The organism is Polynucleobacter sp. 78F-HAINBA (assembly GCF_018882325.1).
Classification (GTDB): Bacteria; Pseudomonadota; Gammaproteobacteria; order Burkholderiales; family Burkholderiaceae; genus Polynucleobacter.
The window spans coordinates 44,471-63,355 of record NZ_JACVOQ010000008.1 but is presented as its reverse complement, the minus strand read 5'-3'; the positions used below and the strand labels follow the sequence as shown (position 1 = coordinate 63,355).

21 protein-coding genes are annotated in these 18,885 nt (G+C 47.3%); 13 read left to right on the top strand and 8 right to left on the bottom strand.

Annotation, left to right across the window (positions count from 1 at the left end):
* A partial coding sequence (locus tag ICN11_RS08930; RefSeq protein ID WP_216230077.1) for an IS3 family transposase occupies nt 1-888 on the top strand: 888 nt, incomplete at its 5' end.
* A 54-nt stretch (nt 889-942) separates the two neighbouring features.
* Here the strand turns inward: ICN11_RS08930 and clpA are convergent.
* Complete coding sequence (gene clpA / locus ICN11_RS08925) at nt 943-3,249, bottom strand: ATP-dependent Clp protease ATP-binding subunit ClpA (protein ID WP_216230076.1); 2,307 nt, start codon at nt 3,247-3,249, stop codon at nt 943-945.
* On the bottom strand, nt 3,246-3,602 hold the full coding sequence (gene clpS / locus ICN11_RS08920; RefSeq protein WP_062310600.1) for an ATP-dependent Clp protease adapter ClpS: 357 nt from the start codon (nt 3,600-3,602) through the stop codon (nt 3,246-3,248). Before clpS ends, clpA begins: the two co-directional genes overlap by 4 nt.
* Nucleotides 3,603-3,877: 275 nt before the next feature.
* On the opposite strand from clpS, the gene ICN11_RS08915 reads away from it, so the two are divergent.
* Nucleotides 3,878-4,081, top strand: coding sequence for a cold-shock protein (locus ICN11_RS08915; protein WP_011903586.1), 204 nt, complete (start codon nt 3,878-3,880; stop codon nt 4,079-4,081).
* 120 nt (nt 4,082-4,201) lie between these two features.
* Nucleotides 4,202-4,657, top strand: coding sequence for a DUF192 domain-containing protein (locus tag ICN11_RS08910; RefSeq protein ID WP_216863177.1), 456 nt, complete (start codon nt 4,202-4,204; stop codon nt 4,655-4,657).
* Nucleotides 4,658-4,751: 94 nt separating this feature from the next.
* Here the strand turns inward: ICN11_RS08910 and ICN11_RS08905 are convergent, their stop codons facing one another.
* From ICN11_RS08905 to argF, 3 genes are read right to left on the bottom strand one after another with little or no spacing between them, the layout of a single operon-like run.
* On the bottom strand, nt 4,752-5,057 hold the full coding sequence (locus tag ICN11_RS08905) for a pyrimidine/purine nucleoside phosphorylase (protein ID WP_216134724.1): 306 nt from the start codon (nt 5,055-5,057) through the stop codon (nt 4,752-4,754).
* Nucleotides 5,058-5,102: 45 nt separating this feature from the next.
* Nucleotides 5,103-6,332, bottom strand: coding sequence for an argininosuccinate synthase (locus ICN11_RS08900; protein ID WP_215333849.1), 1,230 nt, complete (start codon nt 6,330-6,332; stop codon nt 5,103-5,105).
* 54 nt (nt 6,333-6,386) lie between these two features.
* Nucleotides 6,387-7,334 (bottom strand): ornithine carbamoyltransferase, encoded by a 948-nt coding sequence (gene argF / locus ICN11_RS08895; RefSeq protein ID WP_216230075.1) that lies wholly within the window; start codon nt 7,332-7,334, stop codon nt 6,387-6,389.
* A gap of 153 nt (nt 7,335-7,487) precedes the next feature.
* On the opposite strand from argF, the gene ICN11_RS08890 reads away from it, so the two are divergent.
* A complete protein-coding gene (locus tag ICN11_RS08890; RefSeq protein WP_216230074.1) occupies nt 7,488-7,802 on the top strand; it encodes a DUF3579 domain-containing protein in 315 nt (104 codons plus the stop codon).
* 75 nt (nt 7,803-7,877) lie between these two features.
* Here ICN11_RS08890 and rpsT read toward each other — a convergent pair whose 3' ends face one another.
* The gene (gene rpsT, locus ICN11_RS08885; RefSeq protein WP_015421893.1) at nt 7,878-8,144 is read right to left on the bottom strand and encodes a 30S ribosomal protein S20; all 267 of its coding nucleotides are present in this window, start codon (nt 8,142-8,144) and stop codon (nt 7,878-7,880) included.
* A gap of 153 nt (nt 8,145-8,297) precedes the next feature.
* On the opposite strand from rpsT, the gene murJ reads away from it, so the two are divergent.
* Together murJ and ICN11_RS08875 are read left to right on the top strand one after the other, a co-directional pair.
* Nucleotides 8,298-9,851 carry a murein biosynthesis integral membrane protein MurJ gene (gene murJ, locus ICN11_RS08880; RefSeq protein WP_216230073.1) on the top strand — a complete coding sequence of 518 codons (1,554 nt, stop codon included), beginning with the start codon at nt 8,298-8,300 and terminating at the stop codon, nt 9,849-9,851.
* A 5-nt stretch (nt 9,852-9,856) separates the two neighbouring features.
* Complete coding sequence (locus ICN11_RS08875; RefSeq protein WP_216230072.1) at nt 9,857-10,699, top strand: SirB1 family protein; 843 nt, start codon at nt 9,857-9,859, stop codon at nt 10,697-10,699.
* 32 nt (nt 10,700-10,731) lie between these two features.
* Here the strand turns inward: ICN11_RS08875 and ICN11_RS08870 are convergent, their stop codons facing one another.
* A complete protein-coding gene (locus tag ICN11_RS08870; protein WP_216230071.1) occupies nt 10,732-11,391 on the bottom strand; it encodes a DedA family protein in 660 nt (219 codons plus the stop codon).
* A 67-nt stretch (nt 11,392-11,458) separates the two neighbouring features.
* Here ICN11_RS08870 and miaA point away from each other — a divergent pair, with 67 nt between their 5' ends.
* On the top strand, nt 11,459-12,463 hold the full coding sequence (gene miaA, locus ICN11_RS08865; RefSeq protein ID WP_216230070.1) for a tRNA (adenosine(37)-N6)-dimethylallyltransferase MiaA: 1,005 nt from the start codon (nt 11,459-11,461) through the stop codon (nt 12,461-12,463).
* Nucleotides 12,464-12,477: 14 nt separating this feature from the next.
* Here miaA and purM read toward each other — a convergent pair whose 3' ends face one another.
* The gene (gene purM / locus ICN11_RS08860; RefSeq protein ID WP_216179680.1) at nt 12,478-13,530 is read right to left on the bottom strand and encodes a phosphoribosylformylglycinamidine cyclo-ligase; all 1,053 of its coding nucleotides are present in this window, start codon (nt 13,528-13,530) and stop codon (nt 12,478-12,480) included.
* A 73-nt stretch (nt 13,531-13,603) separates the two neighbouring features.
* Between purM and ICN11_RS08855 the strand changes: the two genes are divergently transcribed.
* The 6 genes from ICN11_RS08855 (at nt 13,604) to panB (ending at nt 18,877) form a co-directional block, all read left to right on the top strand.
* On the top strand, nt 13,604-14,593 hold the full coding sequence (locus tag ICN11_RS08855; RefSeq protein ID WP_216230069.1) for an AI-2E family transporter: 990 nt from the start codon (nt 13,604-13,606) through the stop codon (nt 14,591-14,593).
* Nucleotides 14,594-14,605: 12 nt separating this feature from the next.
* A complete protein-coding gene (gene hda / locus ICN11_RS08850) occupies nt 14,606-15,364 on the top strand; it encodes a DnaA regulatory inactivator Hda (protein WP_216230068.1) in 759 nt (252 codons plus the stop codon).
* A gap of 4 nt (nt 15,365-15,368) precedes the next feature.
* Nucleotides 15,369-16,049, top strand: coding sequence for an HAD family phosphatase (locus ICN11_RS08845; RefSeq protein ID WP_216230067.1), 681 nt, complete (start codon nt 15,369-15,371; stop codon nt 16,047-16,049).
* Nucleotides 16,046-17,446: a polynucleotide adenylyltransferase PcnB gene (pcnB, locus tag ICN11_RS08840; RefSeq protein WP_216230066.1), complete on the top strand. Its 1,401-nt coding sequence runs from the start codon at nt 16,046-16,048 to the stop codon at nt 17,444-17,446. The genes ICN11_RS08845 and pcnB overlap by 4 nt, the downstream gene beginning before the upstream one ends.
* Nucleotides 17,447-17,516: 70 nt before the next feature.
* On the top strand, nt 17,517-18,044 hold the full coding sequence (gene folK / locus ICN11_RS08835; protein WP_216230065.1) for a 2-amino-4-hydroxy-6-hydroxymethyldihydropteridine diphosphokinase: 528 nt from the start codon (nt 17,517-17,519) through the stop codon (nt 18,042-18,044).
* Between the two features lie 17 nt (nt 18,045-18,061).
* Nucleotides 18,062-18,877 (top strand): 3-methyl-2-oxobutanoate hydroxymethyltransferase, encoded by an 816-nt coding sequence (gene panB, locus ICN11_RS08830; protein WP_216230064.1) that lies wholly within the window; start codon nt 18,062-18,064, stop codon nt 18,875-18,877.
* The last annotated feature ends 8 nt before the right edge of the window (nt 18,878-18,885 follow it).

Below are 18,885 nucleotides of genomic sequence, written 5' to 3'. Positions count from 1 at the left end.
CTTAGCTCAGAGCAAAGCTGTAAAAGAGAACAAGCCCAAGTAATTACTGAGCTAAGGCCGCATTACCGTTTATTAGACTTACTGCTGATCGCCAAGATGGCTAAAAGCGTGTATTACTACTGGCGAGCAGCCAGTAGTCATCATGAGCTCGATCCCTATCTGGATGCTAAGACTCAAATTAGCGCAATCTACCATCGCCACAAGGGTCGTTATGGCTACCGGCGAGTACTACTAGAGCTACGCAATCAACATCAATACTTAAACCACAAGACTGTACAAAAGCTCATGGGACAACTTGGGCTCAAATCCACCGTGCGCCCTAAGCGATACCAGTCTTATAAGGGATCTGTCGGTAAGGTAGCGCCCAACCTACTGGAGCGCCACTTTGTAGCTAGCAAACCCAACCAAAAGTGGGTGACCGATGTGACCGAGTTCAATATCAAAGGCGAGAAGGTTTATCTCTCGCCCATCTTAGATTTATACAACCAAGAGATCGTCTCCTATGAGATTGCGGATCGCCCGCAGATTAGCTCGGTGATGCAGATGCTCAAGAGTGCCTTCAAACGACTCAAGTATGAAGACAGGCCCGTATTGCACTCTGACCAAGGCTGGCAATACCAGATGGGGATTTATCAACAGGCCCTACACCAGCAGGGTATTACTCAAAGTATGTCTAGAAAAGGCAATTGCCTAGATAACGCCGTGATGGAGAACTGGTTTGGAGTGATGAAGACCGAGTTCTTCTACCAACAGAAGTTTGATGATGTCGAATCATTTAAAGCAGAACTAAAGGAATACATCCATTACTACAACCATGATCGGATCAAACAAAAACTAAAGGGATTAAGTCCGGTGCAATACCGAACTCAATCCCTCGTGCTAACCTAATTAAATTGTCCAACTACTAGGGGTCAGTTCAGAAGGTGGTTTTTTTATTTCCTATTAAATCTCCTCAACAGGAGCTACATCAGCTTTTGGTCTCTTACCCGGAATCACTGGGGCATCAAACTGAAGTTGAACTTTGCCATCAGCATCAATGTCAACGTCAACATGACCGCCCTGCGCCAATTTTCCGAAAAGTAGCTCATCAGCCAAAGCTTTACGCACCGTATCTTGAATAATGCGTTGCATTGGTCTTGCACCCATGAGTGGATCAAAGCCATGTTTAGCTAAATGCGCACGTAATGCAGGGCTAAATGTGGCATCCACCTTCTTCTCATGAAGTTGCTCTTCTAGCTGCATTAAGAACTTATCCACTACACGCATGATGATGGTCTCATCAAGTGCCTTGAAGGAAACAATCGCATCTAAACGGTTGCGGAACTCTGGCGTAAAGAACTTCTTAATATCGGCCATTTCATCACCGGACTCGCGCGCATTGGTAAAGCCAATCGTAGACTTCTGCATCGCTTCAGCACCAGCATTGGTAGTCATAATGATGATGACATTACGGAAGTCAGTCTTGCGGCCATTATTATCCGTAAGAGTGCCGTGGTCCATTACCTGCAAGAGAATATTGAAAATATCTGGATGAGCCTTTTCAATCTCGTCTAGCAAGAGAACGCAATGCGGTTTCTTATTGACAGCCTCAGTCAATAAGCCGCCCTGATCAAAGCCTACATATCCTGGAGGCGCACCGATCAAACGACTAACTGCATGACGCTCCATGTACTCGGACATATCAAAACGCAGAAGCTCAATACCCAAGATATAAGCAAGCTGCTTAGCAACTTCAGTCTTACCCACGCCAGTTGGGCCAGAGAACAAGAATGATCCAATTGGTCTATCGATCTTGCCAAGACCAGCGCGAGTCATCTTAATAGCGCTCGCTAATGCCTCAATAGCAGGATCTTGACCAAACACCACACTCTTAATATCGCGATCTAGTGTTTGTAGTTTGCTGCGATCATCCACAGTTACAGACTGTGGCGGTATGCGAGCAATCTTCGCAACGATCTCTTCAATCTCTGGACGGCCAATGGTTTTCTTCTGCTTAGACTTCGGCAGAATGCGCTGCGCGGCACCAGCCTCATCAATCACATCAATCGCCTTATCAGGCAAATGGCGATCATTGATGTAACGCGAAGACAGTTCAGCCGCAGCTACCAAAGCGGCGGAGGCGTATTTAACACCGTGATGCTCTTCGAAGCGTGATTTCAAACCACGCAAGATTTGCACTGTCTGATCTACAGTTGGCTCAACCACATCCACCTTCTGGAATCGACGCGACAAGGCGGCATCTTTTTCGAAAATGCCACGGTACTCAGTGAAGGTGGTTGCGCCGATACATTTGAGCTGACCATTCGATAGTGCGGGCTTTAATAAATTGCTCGCATCCAAGGTGCCGCCTGATGCAGCACCCGCACCAATTAAGGTATGAATCTCATCAATAAATAAAACGCCATGTTCGCTGTCTTTTAAAGACTTCAAAACACTCTTTAAGCGTTGCTCAAAATCTCCGCGGTACTTAGTACCCGCCAATAGCGCACCCATATCTAATGAATAGACTGTGGCATCAGCCAAGATCTCAGGCACATCACCCTTCACAATTCTCCAGGCTAAACCTTCAGCAATCGCGGTCTTGCCCACGCCAGCCTCACCCACCAATAGCGGATTATTTTTGCGGCGACGGCAAAGCACCTGAATCACGCGCTCAACTTCGCTATCACGCCCAATCAGTGGATCAATCTTGCCTTGCTTAGCTAGAACATTGAGGTTCTGGGTGTATTGCTCTAAAGGACTCTCTTTGCCACCGGACGATGCATCTTCCGTCTCTTGAGCAGCCTCAGCAGGCTTCACACTCTCGGCTTGATCTTTGCGTACACCGTGGCTAATAAAGTTCACTACGTCGAGACGAGTCACACCTTGTTGCTGCAAAAAATAGACCGCATGCGAATCTTTTTCACCAAAGATAGCTACGAGCACGTTGGCGCCAGTAACCTCCTTCTTGCCATTTGAGGTGGATTGCACATGCATGATGGCGCGCTGAATCACGCGCTGAAAACCCAAGGTTGGCTGCGTATCGACTTCATCGTTACCAGGGACAACGGGTGTGTTGTCATTAATAAAGTTCTTGAGTTGCGCACGCAGCTCAGCAATATTGACAGCGCAGGCTTTTAAAACCTCGACTGCGGTTGCGTTATCTAACAAGGCGGCGAGTAAATGCTCCACCGTAATGAATTCATGTCTTGAAGCTCGTGCGTCAACAAACGCCATGTGCAAACTGACTTCTAGTTCCTGGGCAATCATGCTTCCTCCATAGTGCACTGTAGTGGGTGACCCGCTTCGCGGGAGAGCTCGATAACTTGATGCACTTTTGTTGCCGCAACATCACGTGTAAATACACCGCAAATGCCTTTGCCAACTAAATGAACCTGCAACATGATCCGTGTAGCTGTCTCATGATCTTTATTAAAATACTCCTGAATAACCATCACCACAAATTCCATTGGCGTGTAATCGTCATTCAATAGTAAAACTTTATACATCGAAGGAGCTTTTAGTTTCTCGGCCTGCTTTTCGAGAAGAATGGTGTCTTCGATGTGAGGGTTGTTTGGATTGCCAACCGTGGGATTTTTCGTTGTACGACTCATGAGAAACATTCTAAACACAGATATAAAAATTTGGATTTGAGGGCTTTGTTGCAAAAAACCATCAAGAAAGGGCTCTTAACCCCATATTGGGGCATTTTTCGATAAAAAAAGGGGGCTTTAACAGTAACTATCTTTGCCCAACCCCTTGACACCCCACCATAAAGGGCAAACAATCAGGGGGTAGGCTTTATTTGAAGTCCTATTTAGGCGTGTTGTAGAGCGAGACTGATTAAAAAGTATTCACCCTCATCACGGTTGTTTTAAGTTTATGTAATGGAGTTCGCATGGCGACCGGAATTGTTAAGTGGTTCAATGATGCAAAAGGTTTTGGCTTTATCAAACCTGATGATGGTGAAGAAGAGTTGTTTGCGCATTTCAGCGCAATCACAATGCCTGGGTTCAAAACCCTCAAGGAAAACCAAAAGGTAACGTTTGACATTACCCAAGGTCCTAAAGGCAAACAAGCTACTAATATCCAAGCAGCTTAATCTGCTTTAGATCATTACTAAAACCCAGGACTTGTTCCTGGGTTTTTTTCGCCTGTATTTTCTTGCCATACCGGCCCTGCCTTAGAATTACCCTCACTTACACCAATCACTTAAAACATCATGCGTTTACCGAACATCAAACAATTCATATTTACATTGGCGGCGATTGTCGGCAGCTTTTCAAGCGCGACATTTGCACAGCAAAATGTTGGCCTACCGACGATTGAACTTAAAGCTGGCATCTACCGCATTCAGGCAGAGCTAGCAGATACCCCCAAGGCCCGTGAAGTTGGACTCATGAATCGGACCAGCATGCCCACCAACTCCGGCATGCTTTTTATCTTTGAGCAAAAGGCGGGGCATTGCTTTTGGATGAACAACACCAAGATTCCACTATCCATCGCCTTCATTGCGGATGATGGCAAGATCGTGAATATCGAAGAGATGCAGGCCGAGACTACCAACAACCACTGCCCTAAGGCAGCAGTCCGATACGCGCTAGAGATGAACAAACAGTGGTTCTCCGAGAGAGTCATTGTCCCTGGCACAGTAATTCAGGGCCTGCCTAAGAAGTAAAAGCTTATTGGCACCCATAGAAACAAAAACGCAGACCTCGGTCTGCGTTTTCTTTTAGATACAAGAAGAGTGCTTCTCTTGCTTGCTCGCCTACTTATTCAAAGTGGCAAACATAGTGCACTGGAGACTCGGCACGAATGATGAAGTAACCACCCTTCTCCACTTCCCAGCTTTGACCAGCCTTGAACTCGACTTCTGGAGCACCGTTGATGCTAACAAACGCATTACCATCAACCACTTCCATCACTTCTTTAGTACTGAGGTCAAAACGTAAAGTACTTGGCAGCACAACACCAACTGACTTGCGAATGCCGTTTGGCAAGGTCACAGTGTGAGATACACACTTACCATCGAAAAATACATTGGCTTTTTTACCTACAGAGACTTGATCAAATTGCATCTTTATTCTTTCTAATCTGAATTACTGCTTAGTTATTTATCTAAATTATTTAGCACGCTTACGTCTTGCAGTTTCAGCAATCCGCATACGCAAAGCATTGAGCTTAATGAATCCACCAGCATCAGCCTGGTTGTAGGCACCGCCGTCATCATCAAAGGTAGCAATCGTTTGATCAAACAAAGTATTTGCTGAGTCACGTGAGATCACAGAGACAGATCCTTTGTAGAGTTTCAGGCGCACAACACCATTGACCATCTGTTGCGTGTGATCAATCAAGGTTTGTAAAGCTAGACGCTCTGGCGCCCACCATAAACCGTTGTAGATCAAGCTAGCGTAACGTGGCATCAAGTCATCTTTGAGGTGAGCTACCTCACGATCCAAGGTAATACTCTCAATACCGCGGTGCGCTTTTAACAAGATAGTGCCGCCAGGAGTTTCATAGCAGCCACGACTCTTCATACCAACAAAGCGGTTCTCAACTAAGTCGAGTCGACCAATGCCATGCATACCACCGATGCGATTGAGCTCAGCCAACAAATCGTGTGGCTTATAAGCTTTTCCATTAATCGCCACTGGATCACCAGCACGGAATTCAATTTCAATGATTTCTGGGGCGTCTGGAGCTTTCTCGGGAGAGACCGTCCAACGCCACATGGATTCTTCAGCTTCAGCATTTGGATTCTCGAGATGACGACCCTCGTAACTGATGTGCAACAAGTTGGCATCCATGGAATATGGTGAGCCGCCTTGCTTATGTTTCATCTCAACTGGGATGCCATGCTTTTCTGCATAGGCCATCAATTTTTCACGAGAGAGCAAATCCCATTCACGCCATGGAGCAATAACTTTGATTCCTGGCTCAAGTGCGTAGTAACCCAACTCAAAACGTACCTGGTCATTACCTTTGCCGGTAGCACCGTGTGAAACAGAGTCCGCACCAGTCTGACGAGCAATCTCAATTTGACGTTTAGCGATCAATGGGCGTGCGATGGAAGTACCTAAAAGATACTCACCTTCGTAAATGGTATTGGCGCGGAACATGGGGAATACAAAGTCACGCACAAACTCTTCACGCAAGTCATCAATAAAAATATTTTCTGGCTTGATGCCAAACTGCAGCGCTTTAGCACGTGCTGGCTCAAGCTCTTCGCCCTGACCTAAATCGGCGGTAAAAGTAACGATCTCACATTGATATGTATCTTGAAGCCATTTCAAGATCACGCTAGTGTCAAGACCACCGGAATACGCTAAAACTACTTTTTTAATATCAGACATGATTTCTATTCAATCAAAAATTAATCAATAACCAACAAAGACAAATTACTTAAATTAGTCCAAACGACCACAGAGTAGATACTCCATCAAAGCCTTTTGAACATGCAAACGATTTTCAGCCTCTTCCCAAACAATACTTTGAGGACCATCAATCACTTCCGCAGAAACCTCTTCACCACGATGTGCGGGTAAGCAATGCATGAACAAAGCATCTGGCTTGGCTAATGACATCAACTCTTCATCCACCATCCAGTCTTTAAAGGCAGCCATACGAGAAGTATTTTCATCCTCATAGCCCATGCTGGTCCATACATCAGTAGTAACTAAGTCTGCGCCTTTGCAAGCCTCTTTTGGATCGCTACAAACGGTGAGATGCTTTAATGCTTTAGCAGTCAATCTGGAATCATCCAGCTGGTAGCCACCAGGAGCAGAGAAGCGAATTTGGAAATCCAAACACTCTGCTGCCTGAATCCAGGTGTAAGCCATATTGTTGGCATCACCCACCCAAGCAACTGTTTTTCCCTGAATCGGGCCGCGCGCCTCTACAAAGGTAAAAATATCAGCCAATACTTGGCAAGGATGATATTCATTGGTTAGACCATTGATCACTGGCACACGAGAATTGGCAGCAAAGCGCTCAATAATCTCTTGGCCAAAAGTGCGGATCATGATGATGTCAGTCATCCTAGAAATTACCTGCGCAGCGTCTTCTACGGGCTCGCCACGACCCAACTGGGTATCACGGGTGTTCAGGTATACGGCATGACCTCCAAGCTGGTGTATGCCCGCCTCAAAAGAAAGGCGAGTGCGGGTTGAATGCTTCTCAAAAATCATCGCTAGAGTGCGATCATGCAAAGGATGCCAAGTCTCGTAACTTTTGAACTTGGTCTTGAGCCAAGCAGAGCGCTTGAGGAGATAGTCGTACTCTTCGCGCGTCAGGTCAGCAAACTGCAAGTAATGCTTAACCTGGCCAGGCACTTGAGGCTTTGCCAAAGATGTCATTGTTGAGCTTTCTACTAGAGTTTTAGCTTGCATTTTTTGTTTGGAGCATCGAACTGCACGAAAATAGTTCCTAAAGTCATCTTAAGGCCTTCGCAGACTGTTAAGCTAGAGGGCTGAGCAACACTGATTCCTTACAACGATTTCTACGCCAACTTGAACCACAAAAAGCTTTTCATTCAAGGCATTACAACTTCTGGCAAACCTTTTCGTCCCAGTGACTGGGCCGAACGTCTTTGCGGGGTGATGGCCACTTTTCGCCCGCCAGGCGATGCTGGCGACCCCCGCTTCACTTACTCGCCTTATGTCAGGCCAGTGGTTATTGCAAAAGTGAAATGCGTTGTTATTGATACCAGACTAAGAGATCTTGATCCGAGAGCGCTCGACTTTGTCATGAACTTTGCCAAAGACAACAGCCTACCAATCGAAGAAGCCTGTGAATTCGAACCGAATTCACAATCCCAGCCCTAAAAACAAAAACCCGCTCTGATAAGGAGCGGGCTTAGACTCTGATTTCTCTAGAGTCTGCCTAAAACTATAAAAGTCTTACGCTGCCATTGCCTTGATAGCTGCAGACAAACGTGACTTCTGACGTGACGCAGTATTTTTGTGAGCAATCTTTTTATCAGCAATCTTGTCGATTGTTGATTGAGTTGCTGCGAACACTTTAGCTGCAGCAGCCTTGTCGCCAGTTTCAATTGCTTTACGAACTGCCTTGATGGAAGTGCGAAGCTTTGAACGCAAACTGGAGTTGTGTTCATTCTGTTTTACTGCCTGCCGTGCGCGTTTACGCGCTTGTGCGGTATTGGCCATCTTTAAACCTTGCTATATAAAAATTACAAAATACGATTAACTGAAAATCTGCGTGGGTTCGCCAAATTTGCAAGCTGACTCACCAAAACCCAAGATTTTACATTAAAGGACTAAAAAAGCCCAGTCGCTTGATAAATAGGGGAAAATTAGCCCATGAATCTGCTTTCTGCTGCCGCTAAGGTCAGTTCCCTCACGATGCTCTCCAGGATCACCGGACTACTCCGGGAGACCCTGATTGCCCGTAGTTTTGGGGCTTCAGAGTGGACGGATGCCTTTAATGTGGCCTTCAGACTACCCAATCTGCTACGTCGACTCTTTGCCGAGGGGGCCTTTTCTCAGGCATTTGTCCCTATTTTGGGAGAAATTTCGAGTCAAGGGGATGTAAAACAGTCCCAAATCCTCGTAAATGCCGTTGCTACGCTCTTATTTTGGGCTTTGCTGCTCACGGTACTCCTGGGGGTTATTGGCGCCCCTCTGTTGATTCTGGCCATAGCTACAGGCTTTGAAGGTGGCCCTGCCTACGAGGCAAGCGTGGTCATGACCCGAATCATGTTCCCCTATATTGGCCTTATTTCCATGGTTTCCCTGTCAGCCGGGATCCTCAATACCTTTGGCCGCTTTGCAATTCCGGCATTTACCCCGGTTTTACTCAATTTAGCCCTTATTGGTAGCGCCATCTTTCTGGCGCCCCATCTGGATCAACCGATTTACGCCCTCAGCATCGGCGTGCTCTTGGGCGGTTTTTTGCAGCTCGCGATTCAGGTTCCAGCGCTCTCCCGACTAGGCTTATTACCTAGGGTAGGTCTTTTGCCAGGCGCCATCAAAGCAGCAGTTAAAAATCCGGACGCAAGGCGCGTCATGAAATTAATGGGCCCCGCGGTCTTTGCAGTTTCTGTTGCTCAGATTTCCCTCATCATCAATACCAATATTGCTTCTCGCTTACAAGCGGGTAGCGTGTCCTGGCTCTCTTATGCAGATCGCCTGATGGAGTTTCCGACGGCCCTCTTAGGTGTAGCTCTGGGAACGGTTTTGCTGCCAAGCCTGAGCAAAGCAAATGCAAAAAATGATTTAGTACATGCTGGTGAACTTCTCATTTGGGGATTGCAACTCACCTTTTTGCTAGCTGCTCCTTGCGCAATTGCTCTCTTTATTTTTGGTGAGCCACTAGCAGCAGTTCTGTATCACTACGGCAAGTTCAACGCCTTGGATGTCTTGATGACACAGCGTGCTTTAGCAGCTTATGGCGTTGGACTGATTGGCCTCATTTTGGTGAAGATCTTAGCTCCCGGTTTTTACTCACGGCAAGATATCCGCACGCCAGTAAAGATTGGCCTACTAGTCTTGGTGGCAACCCAATTAGCCAATTTAGTTTTTGTTCCTTGGTTGGGGCATGCCGGTCTTGCACTCTCTGTTGGTACTGGCGCCTGCCTGAATGCCACGCTCCTTTGGGTAGGCCTGCATCGACGTGGCGCCCTACCCAGTGCTGCCTGGCTTAAGTATCTAGGGCAGTTATTGCTGGCTTTAATTCCTTTTGCATTCCTACTGTATTACGCAGCCACCGCGCATGATTGGATAGCACTTCAATCTACCCCCTGGACTCGAGTAGGTTTAGTGGCCGCTTGGCTAGCTGCCGCTGCAGTGGTTTATTTTGCAGCTTTAGGCCTTGTCGGTATTCGCTGGCAAAAATTCCTACGTCATGCAAAATAGCTCGTATGCCAACACAACAACTCGACTATTTCACATCCCTCGTTGCTGAAGACGAACACTTCCCCTTAACCGAGGCGACGGTAGCAGTTGCACAACATGCCTACCCTGACCTCGATGTCCAAGGAGTGCTTGATCAGATCGATCAGTGGGGCAATAAACTAAAGCAACGCATTACTCCGGATACGCCACCGATTCAGCGCCTGCAGTTACTCAAGCATTTCTTTTACAACGAGTTGGGCTTTGGTCCCAATCCGAATGACTTCTACGCGCCCGAGAATTCTTATCTGCATCAGATCATTGAGAATCGTCGCGGCATTCCGATTTCTCTAGCCATCTTGATGATGGAGCTCGGACAGCAAATTGGTTTGAATATTCGTGGCGTATCTTTCCCAAATCACTTCATGATGCGCATCTCCTTGCAACAAGGCGAAATCATCATGGATCCCTTGAATGGTGATTCCCTCTCAAAAAATCAATTGCAAGAGATGCTCGATCCATACCTCGATGCCAAAGGCTATCGCGGCGATCTCAGCCTGCCATTGAATATTTTCTTGAGAGCCTCTAGCTCTCGCGAAATCCTCTCGCGCTTCATGAGAAATCTCAAAATGATTTATTCGGAAGATGAGCGCTGGGAGCGGCTACTGGGCATTCAAGAGCGTCTAGTGATCTTGCTGCCAGATTCAACTGAAGAGGTTCGTGATCGTGGTTTGATCTTTGCGCAACTAGAGTATGTTCGTCCTGCGATAGCGGATCTGCATCGCTACTTAAGCGAAATGCCTGGCGCAGAAGATGCAGCAGACATTCGTGAGCATATCGCTACGCTAGAGAGTCAGACTAAGCTGCACTAAGCAGCCCAATTCAACGATCTTATTTCTAATCTTTATTTCTTTTTGCGCTGAAATATTTTGTATAGCGCAGCCAGCACAATTGGTATAGCTGCAGCACCAATACCAATCAACACGATCACATTCAGGTTTTGACGAATGATGGGAATGTTGCCAAAGAAGTAGCCGGCAACAACTAAACCAAAAACCCACAAGAGTGCGCCAGTAACATTAAATAACTGGAAGCGAGAGAAGTTCATTGCTGAAACGCCAGCAACAAATGGCGCGAAGGTACGAATGATCGGCAAAAAGCGGGCTACGATAATCGTCTTACCACCATGCTTCTCATAGAAAGAATGTGTCTTACGTAAAGCCGCTTGATCAATCCAGCGAGACTGGCTACTAAAAATTCTTTCGCCAATCCAGCGACCAACGAAGTAGTTCACAGTATTGCCAGCAATAGCCGCGATTAACAATCCAATACAAAGGGTCCACAGATTGAAATGCTCAGTAGCGCAATAGGCTCCGGCAATAAACAATAATGAATCACCTGGCAAAAATGGGGCAACTACCAAACCGGTCTCGGCAAAAACAATAGCGAAGAGCAAGCCATACGCCCAATAGCCATATTGCTGAATCACTACGTCTAAATGACGATCAATGTGCAACAGCAAATCGCCTAACTGCAATAAGGTATCGATCAAATCGCGCTCCATGTATTAGTTGCAAGGATATTAACAGGCTAGTAATACCGATTGCGGCATTTCATTCCTATAATGCGGTATGCAAACTGAACTTCACATTCAGCCTACGCATCCATCTGATCAGCCACCCATACTGTGTATTGTTGGCCCCACAGGCGCAGGCAAAACCCATCTCGCCATGGCATTAGCGGAGCATGCCAAATCCATAGGTCAAACCGTTGAATTAATCAGCATGGACTCCGCCTTGGTATATCGCGGATTAGATATTGGTAGCGCCAAACCAACTAAAGCAGAACAAGCTGCGGTTCAGCACCACTTAATCGATATCCTGGATCCCACTGAATCCTATTCAGCCGCGCGCTTCGCAAATGATGCCAAGCGGCTGTGCCAGGAAATCCGGAAGCGCGGAAATATTCCGGTTGTGGTGGGTGGCACGATGTTGTATTGGCGCGCATGGGCATATGGCCTATCTTCCCTCCCACCTGCAGATCCAGAGATCCGCGCCCGTCTCGATGAACAAGGCAAAGCGATTGGCTGGCCTGCGATGCATTCTGAGCTAGCCAAAGTAGATCCCGTTACCGCCGCACGTTTACAGCCCAATGACTCTCAACGAGTACAACGTGCTTTAGAGGTTTATGAAATTACTGGCAAACCCATGTCGGGGCTCTTGGCAGATTCGCCAAGCGAAGATGGCAGAGAAGGATCATCCATCCCAGATTGGATTGATCTGATCTCACTAGAACCAAGTGATCGTTTGCGCCTGCATCAGAACTTAGAAAAAAGATTTGATGAAATGCTGGTCGGTGGATTGCTAGAGGAAGTTGAGTTACTCAGAAAAAATCCTGACCTGCATTGTGATCTACCTGCCATTCGCTCTGTTGGCTATCGACAAGTCTGGGAATATCTATCTGGTGAAGTTGATCAAGCTGAAATGCGCTACAAAGCACTGGCCGCGACTAGACAGCTTGGTAAGCGACAGTTAACTTGGTTGCGCGCGATTGCCGGAAGAAAAACATTTGACCCTTTCAACCCAGATGAGTTGAAAGCGGCCATAGAGTACTGCAAACAAAGCCTAAGCAAATAGGCTTTGACCGAGTATTAAATAACGATAGTTTGCGGCGCACCAGCTGGACGCTCTACAACCTCGCCAACAGTCCAAGCATGCAAACCTTCAGCTTTGAGCGATTGGATTGCAGCATCCGCTTGATCGGCAGTGACGATCACCACCATACCGATACCGCAGTTAAATACACGCACCATTTCTGCATCCGCTACGCCACCCTTCATTTGTAACCAGCGGAAGAGCTCTGGCATTTGCCAGCTATCGCGATGCAATACAGCTTGCGTATTTTCTGGGAGCACGCGTGGCACGTTGTCCACCAAGCCACCACCAGTGATGTGCGCCATGCCCTTCACATTGACCTCTCCGATCAACTTCAGCAACTGCTTCACATAAATTTGCGTAGGAGCCATCACCACATCACCCAAAGAGCGGCCACCCAAATCATCGGTTGGCTTGGCGCCCGCGCGCTCAATAATTTTGCGAACCAATGAGTAACCATTGGAATGTGCGCCACTCGAAGCAATTGCCAAAACGACATCGCCAGGAGTAATGGTTGCACCAGTAATAATTTTGGATTTTTCAACTGCGCCAACAGCAAAGCCAGCTAAGTCATATTCACCTGGAGGGTACATGCCAGGCATCTCAGCAGTTTCACCACCAATGAGTGCGCAACCAGACAGCTCGCAACCTTTGGCAATGCCGCCAACTACAGTGGCCGCAGTATCTACAGTGAGCTTGCCGCAGGCAAAGTAATCCAAGAAAAAGAGGGGCTCAGCACCCTGAACCAAAATATCGTTCACACTCATCGCCACCAAATCCTGGCCAATCGTGTCGTGACGATTCCACTCAAAAGCTAATCTCAATTTTGTGCCAACGCCGTCAGTGCCAGATACCAATACCGGCTCTTTATAGCGTTTTGGCACCTCAAACAGGGCGCCAAAGCCGCCAATCCCAGCCAATACGCCTTCGCGCATGGTTTTCTTAGCCAAAGGCTTGATGCGATCCACCAAATCATCCCCAGCGTCAATATCGACGCCAGCGTCACGGTAGGAAAGGCCTTTTGAGGAAGAATTAGTAGATGAGTTCATGGCAGAGATAGAAGATTAGTAAAAAACACTACTTGGTCGGTAGAATCATTGAATTCTAGAGGATTCGAGCACGATGGCTGAAATTTTTACCCCTTTTCTGACCGCATTTATTCTGGCTTATGCCCTACGCCCAGTTTGCTTGTGGCTTGAGAGGCGTCGCCTACCCCGCGCAGCTGCTGCCGGGATTGCCATGATTATTGGTCTTGGAGTGTGTTTTTTGATTTTGAGCCTGTTTATTACCCTCCTCAAAACTGAAATCCCCCTCATTAAAGCCCAATTTCCGGATTGGATCCAAAACACCCAATCTTGGCTTGGGCCTAAGTTAAGTGAATTTCACATCAATGTGGATTGGGGCACCCTCAAATCTAGCGCCACCCAAAAGATTACTGACCACTTCAACGACAATTCCGACGCCCTCATGTCCTCCACTGTTGAGACAGTGCTGACTTCGGGCAGCTCTGTGATTGCCGGCTTTGTGAATGCAGTTCTGATCCTATTTGTCATGTTTTATCTTCTGATTGATTGGGATCACTTCTTTAAACTCATTAGAAAAATCGTTCCGCTACGTGCGCAAGAAACAGTACACCACTTAGCCATGCATGCGGATGGACTGCTATCGCAATATCTTCGAGGTATGCTGATCGTTATTTCCATCATGTCTGTTTTTTATAGCGTTGGCTTAAGCGTAATCGGCATTAAAGGTGCGGCAGCATTAGGCGTATTCACCGCTCTGATGATTGTGATTCCCTACATCGGCATTACCCTAGGCTTTACCTTAGCTATCCTTGCGGCCCTTTTACAATTTGGGCCTGGGGGTGCAATCATTGGCGTCCTAGTGCTATATGGACTAGGACAATTTATTGAAGGCTTCTTCCTCACACCACGCCTAGTTGGCGAACGAATTGGCTTACATCCGGTCGCAGTGCTTTTTGCTTTGCTGTTATTTGGGAAATTATTTGGCTTCTTTGGTGTGTTACTGGCATTACCTACTAGTGCAGTTGGTTTGGTGCTCTTACAGTATGGCTGGTCACGCTACACCCAAAGCTCTTGGTATCAAAAATAAGTTTCTGCAGCAATGAATAACTCCTCACTACCAAAACAGTTTGCGCTTGATATTAGTCACACACCTAAACCCAGCTTAAGTAATTTTCTAGCTGGAGAAAACTTGGCGCTGCACTCGGCCTTGTTGGCTTTAGTCAAAGTTTGGGAAATAAACGCCCCAAGAGAGGCTAGTGAAGATCCGCTGAACCAACGCTGGATCTATTGGTGGGGACCAGAAGGCTCTGGTCGCACCCATTTGCTAAGCGCTATTGGCGATGCCGCCCAGGAATTGGGTTTGGAGTATTTCCCCCTCACCCCCAATGAACCGATTTCTTGGGTACGCCTAGAAGAAAGCCTGCTCACCCTCTGTGCAAGCGATAAACCCTCTGTAATCACTGTGGATGACGTGGATCGACTTGATGAGCGCTTGGTAGCCTCTTTATTTCGTATTCTGAATGCCATTCAGGGCAGCAAAGCCATTCACATCTTCATGGCAGGCAATGCCGCCCCTGGCGCTTTAAGCCTTAGAGAAGACCTTCGCACCCGTCTAGGATGGGGTTTGATCTTTCAAACTCATCTTTTGGGCGATGATGAGAAAATAGAGGCCTTACAGCAAGCAGCGCAAGCGCGCGGCTTGGTTTTATCCCCAGATGTATTGCCTTGGTTGTTAAATCGCTTTTATCGCGATATGCCAAACCTCATGGCCTTGATTGATGCTTTGGATGCTTATTCACTAGAAACAAAACGTGCTGTTACCTTGCCTCTTGTTAGAGAGCTTTTACAGCCCAAATAAATTAATGACCCGATTAGCACTGTTCGACTTAGATCACACTCTTCTCCCCTGCGATAGCGATTACGAATGGGGTCAGTTCTTGGCGCGTATTGGCGTAGTAGATAGCAAATACTATGCACAGCAAAATGAACGCTTCTATCAAGATTACAAAGATGGCAAGCTCAATATTCAGGAGTTCTTGCGCTTTGCTTTGAAGCCACTCTCGGAGCATTCTCGTGCACAGCTCAAAGAATGGCATGACGCATTTATGCAAGAAGTGATTACTGGCCAGATACGTCAACAAGCGCTTGATTTAGTAAAGCGCCACCAAGATGCTGGCGACCTTTGCTGCGTTGTGACTGCAACCAACAGCTTTGTTACTCGCCCCATCGTAGAAAGTTTTGGCATTGAACATCTCGTAGCTACTGAACCTGCCACTGCGGGAGATAGCCCTCTCGCCGCTTTCACCGGCGAAGTTAAAGGCATCCCGAGTTTTCGAGAAGGCAAGATTCAACGAGTACATGATTGGCTTGCCACACAAGATCTCGCATTAGACCAATTGCCACAAAGTTATTTTTATTCAGACTCTATGAATGATTTACCTCTCCTGGAAAAAGTTAGTAACCCTATTGCTACTAATCCAGATGCTCGCCTACGTGATGAAGCCGCAAAACGTCACTGGCCCATACTTGAACTGTTTGCATGATTACCAAATTTATTAAACGTATTTTGCGTCGCGACCCAATGGTCCGACATACTGCGGCCCATACCTCTGGCGCACCGAAACGAATCCCTAAAAAATCTCACCGCATTGACCCACATTTGCTATCTAAAAATGCCGTGAAGGTGACCCAAACATTGCAGCAAGCTGGCTATGATGCTTTTATTGTCGGTGGCGCAGTGCGAGACTTAGCTTTAGGTATTGGTCCAAAGGATTTTGATGTGGCAACCAATGCCACGCCCGAGCAAGTACAAAAGTTGTTCCGCAAAGCGCGCCTGATTGGCCGCCGCTTTCAGATTGTGCACGTGACTTTCTTTGGCAAAGGCCAACCTGAAATCATTGAGGTATCCACCTTCAGAGCCTTACTAGAAAACGCTGGCGAGCACGTAGCAGAAAATGGCCGCATCCTACGCGATAACGTCTGGGGCAGCCAACATGAGGATGCTGCTCGCAGGGATTTCAGCATTAATGCGATGTACTACGATCCCGCTACCGAGACCGTGCTCGACTATCACGGTGGCATGGCCGACATGCAGAAGAAAACTCTGCGCATGATTGGTGATCCAGCTAAGCGCTATCGCGAAGATCCAATTCGCATGTTGAGGGCAGTTCGTTTTGCCGCGAAGACAGGTTTTACTTTAGATGCAGCAACACGCGCTCCTATCGCCAAATTAGGCAAGTTGATTCATGATGTTCCATCCGCTCGTCTCTTCGATGAAATCCTTAAGCTACTCATGTCAGGTTACTCATGGGCTGCGATTCAAGGCCTGAAGGATGCGGGACTACATCACGGCCTCCTACCTTTACTGGATCACATATTAGATAAAAGTGCAAATTCAAAAGAAGCAAATGATTTTGTACGCATTGCCCTTGCGAATACCGACCAACGTATTCAATCCGGGAAAAGTGTTTCCGCAGGATTCTTGTTTGCGACTTTACTCTGGCCTGATCTACTGAGTAATTGGAAAAAGAATATCGCTAAAGGGATTTCTAATATTCCAGCACTGCATGATGCGATGGATGAGACTATTGCCAGCCAAAGTAGCGGCATGGTCATTCAGCGTCGCTTCGAAAGCGATATGCGAGAAATCTGGTCCATGCAGCCCCGTTTTGAAAAGCGAGTTGGACGCTACCCTTATCGCCTGATTGAATCACCACGCTTTAGAGCGGGTTATGACTTTATGTTGCTGCGCTGCGCCACTGGGGAGAAAAATCCCTCTCTAGGGCAATGGTGGACTGACTTCATTGCTACCGATCCAGAAGGCCAGGAAGCCTTGATGGCTAGCGTCAAAAATGAGGTTGGAAATAGCGCCTCCCCTACAAAAAGACGTCGCCGTAGAAAAGCCAAAGTAGCTACGCCCACTGAAGGTGCAGCAGACTAAGCAGACTTGAGAAAAATTCAGTAAAGTAGATTCGGTAGTTTCGTGTAGTTTTCTCTCGTTTGGAATGAGCATGGCTCGAGCTTTTATTGGATTTGGCGGCAATATCGGTGACACGCGTCAGCTTATTACTGACGCGATTGTGTGCCTTGCGCAGCGCTGCGAACTCCAAATCCTAACCAAAAGCTGCTTCTACCAAAGTGCGCCCTTCCAAGCTACTGGTGGCGACTACATCAATGCAGTGATTGAAATTGAAACGCAATTAAGTCCTTATGGCTTATTGCACGTTTGCCAAGCGGTTGAACAAGAATTTGGCCGTGAGCGCCCTTACGCCAATGCACCCCGCACGATTGATCTGGATATTCTGGCATTCGAGGGCGTATCCCAAACAGATACCGAACTCACGATTCCCCACCCTAGAATCACTGAACGCTCCTTTGTCCTCCTGCCTTTACTGGAAATTGCCCCTGATTTCTTTTTGCCGAACTGGGGCGAACTCAAGGCCTACTTACCCAATGTAGCAGAGCAGCGCATCGAAAAACTACGTTGCCGCAACTGTAATTGCGGTGAAAAAGACGTTTATAGCCAATCAGCGCATTAATTCATTAAACTCACGCCATGGGTTACTTACAAGGCGAAAAGCCAATTACGATTTCTAAGCTCCTCGCCATGCGTGCCGAGGATGAAAAAATTACTATGCTGACGGCATACGATTCAACGATGTCAGCCCTATTAAATCGCTGCGGGGTCGAAACCATCCTGATTGGGGATTCTCTGGGTAATGTGATTCAAGGTCACTCGAGCACCACCCCGGTAACCGTTGAGCAAGTGGCGTATCACACAGAATGCGTGGCCCGCGCCAACTCTCACGCCTTCATCATTGCCGATCTTCCTTTTGCCAGCTATGGCGATCCAGTCCAAGCCCTGGATTCAGCAGCAGAACTCATGCGCGCAGGTGCGGATATGGTCAAGCTTGAAGGTGGTGATTGGCAAATCGACATCATTCAGTATTTAGTAGAGCGCAGCGTTCCTGTTTGCGCGCACCTGGGCTTGCTACCCCAATCTGTCCATATCCTCGGCGGCTATAAAGTTCAAGGTAAATCTAAAGACGCTGCAAGCTTGATGCTCGAACAAGCGATTGCTTGCGAGCAAGCTGGTGCGCAAATGATTGTGCTCGAAGCAATTCCGTCTTCATTGGGTAAGCTGATTACCGAGTCGCTCTCCATTCCTACGATTGGAATCGGCGCGGGAGCAGATTGCTCCGGCCAAGTATTGGTTCTGCAAGATATGCTGGGCATCAGCCCTGGAAAGCCACCAAAGTTTGTTAAAAACTTTCTAGATGGTCACGCCTCGATTGAGGCAGCCGTCAAAGCCTATGTTCGAGAAGTGAAATCCGGAAAATTCCCCGGACCCGAACACGGCTTTGCTGGATAAGCTTGAGC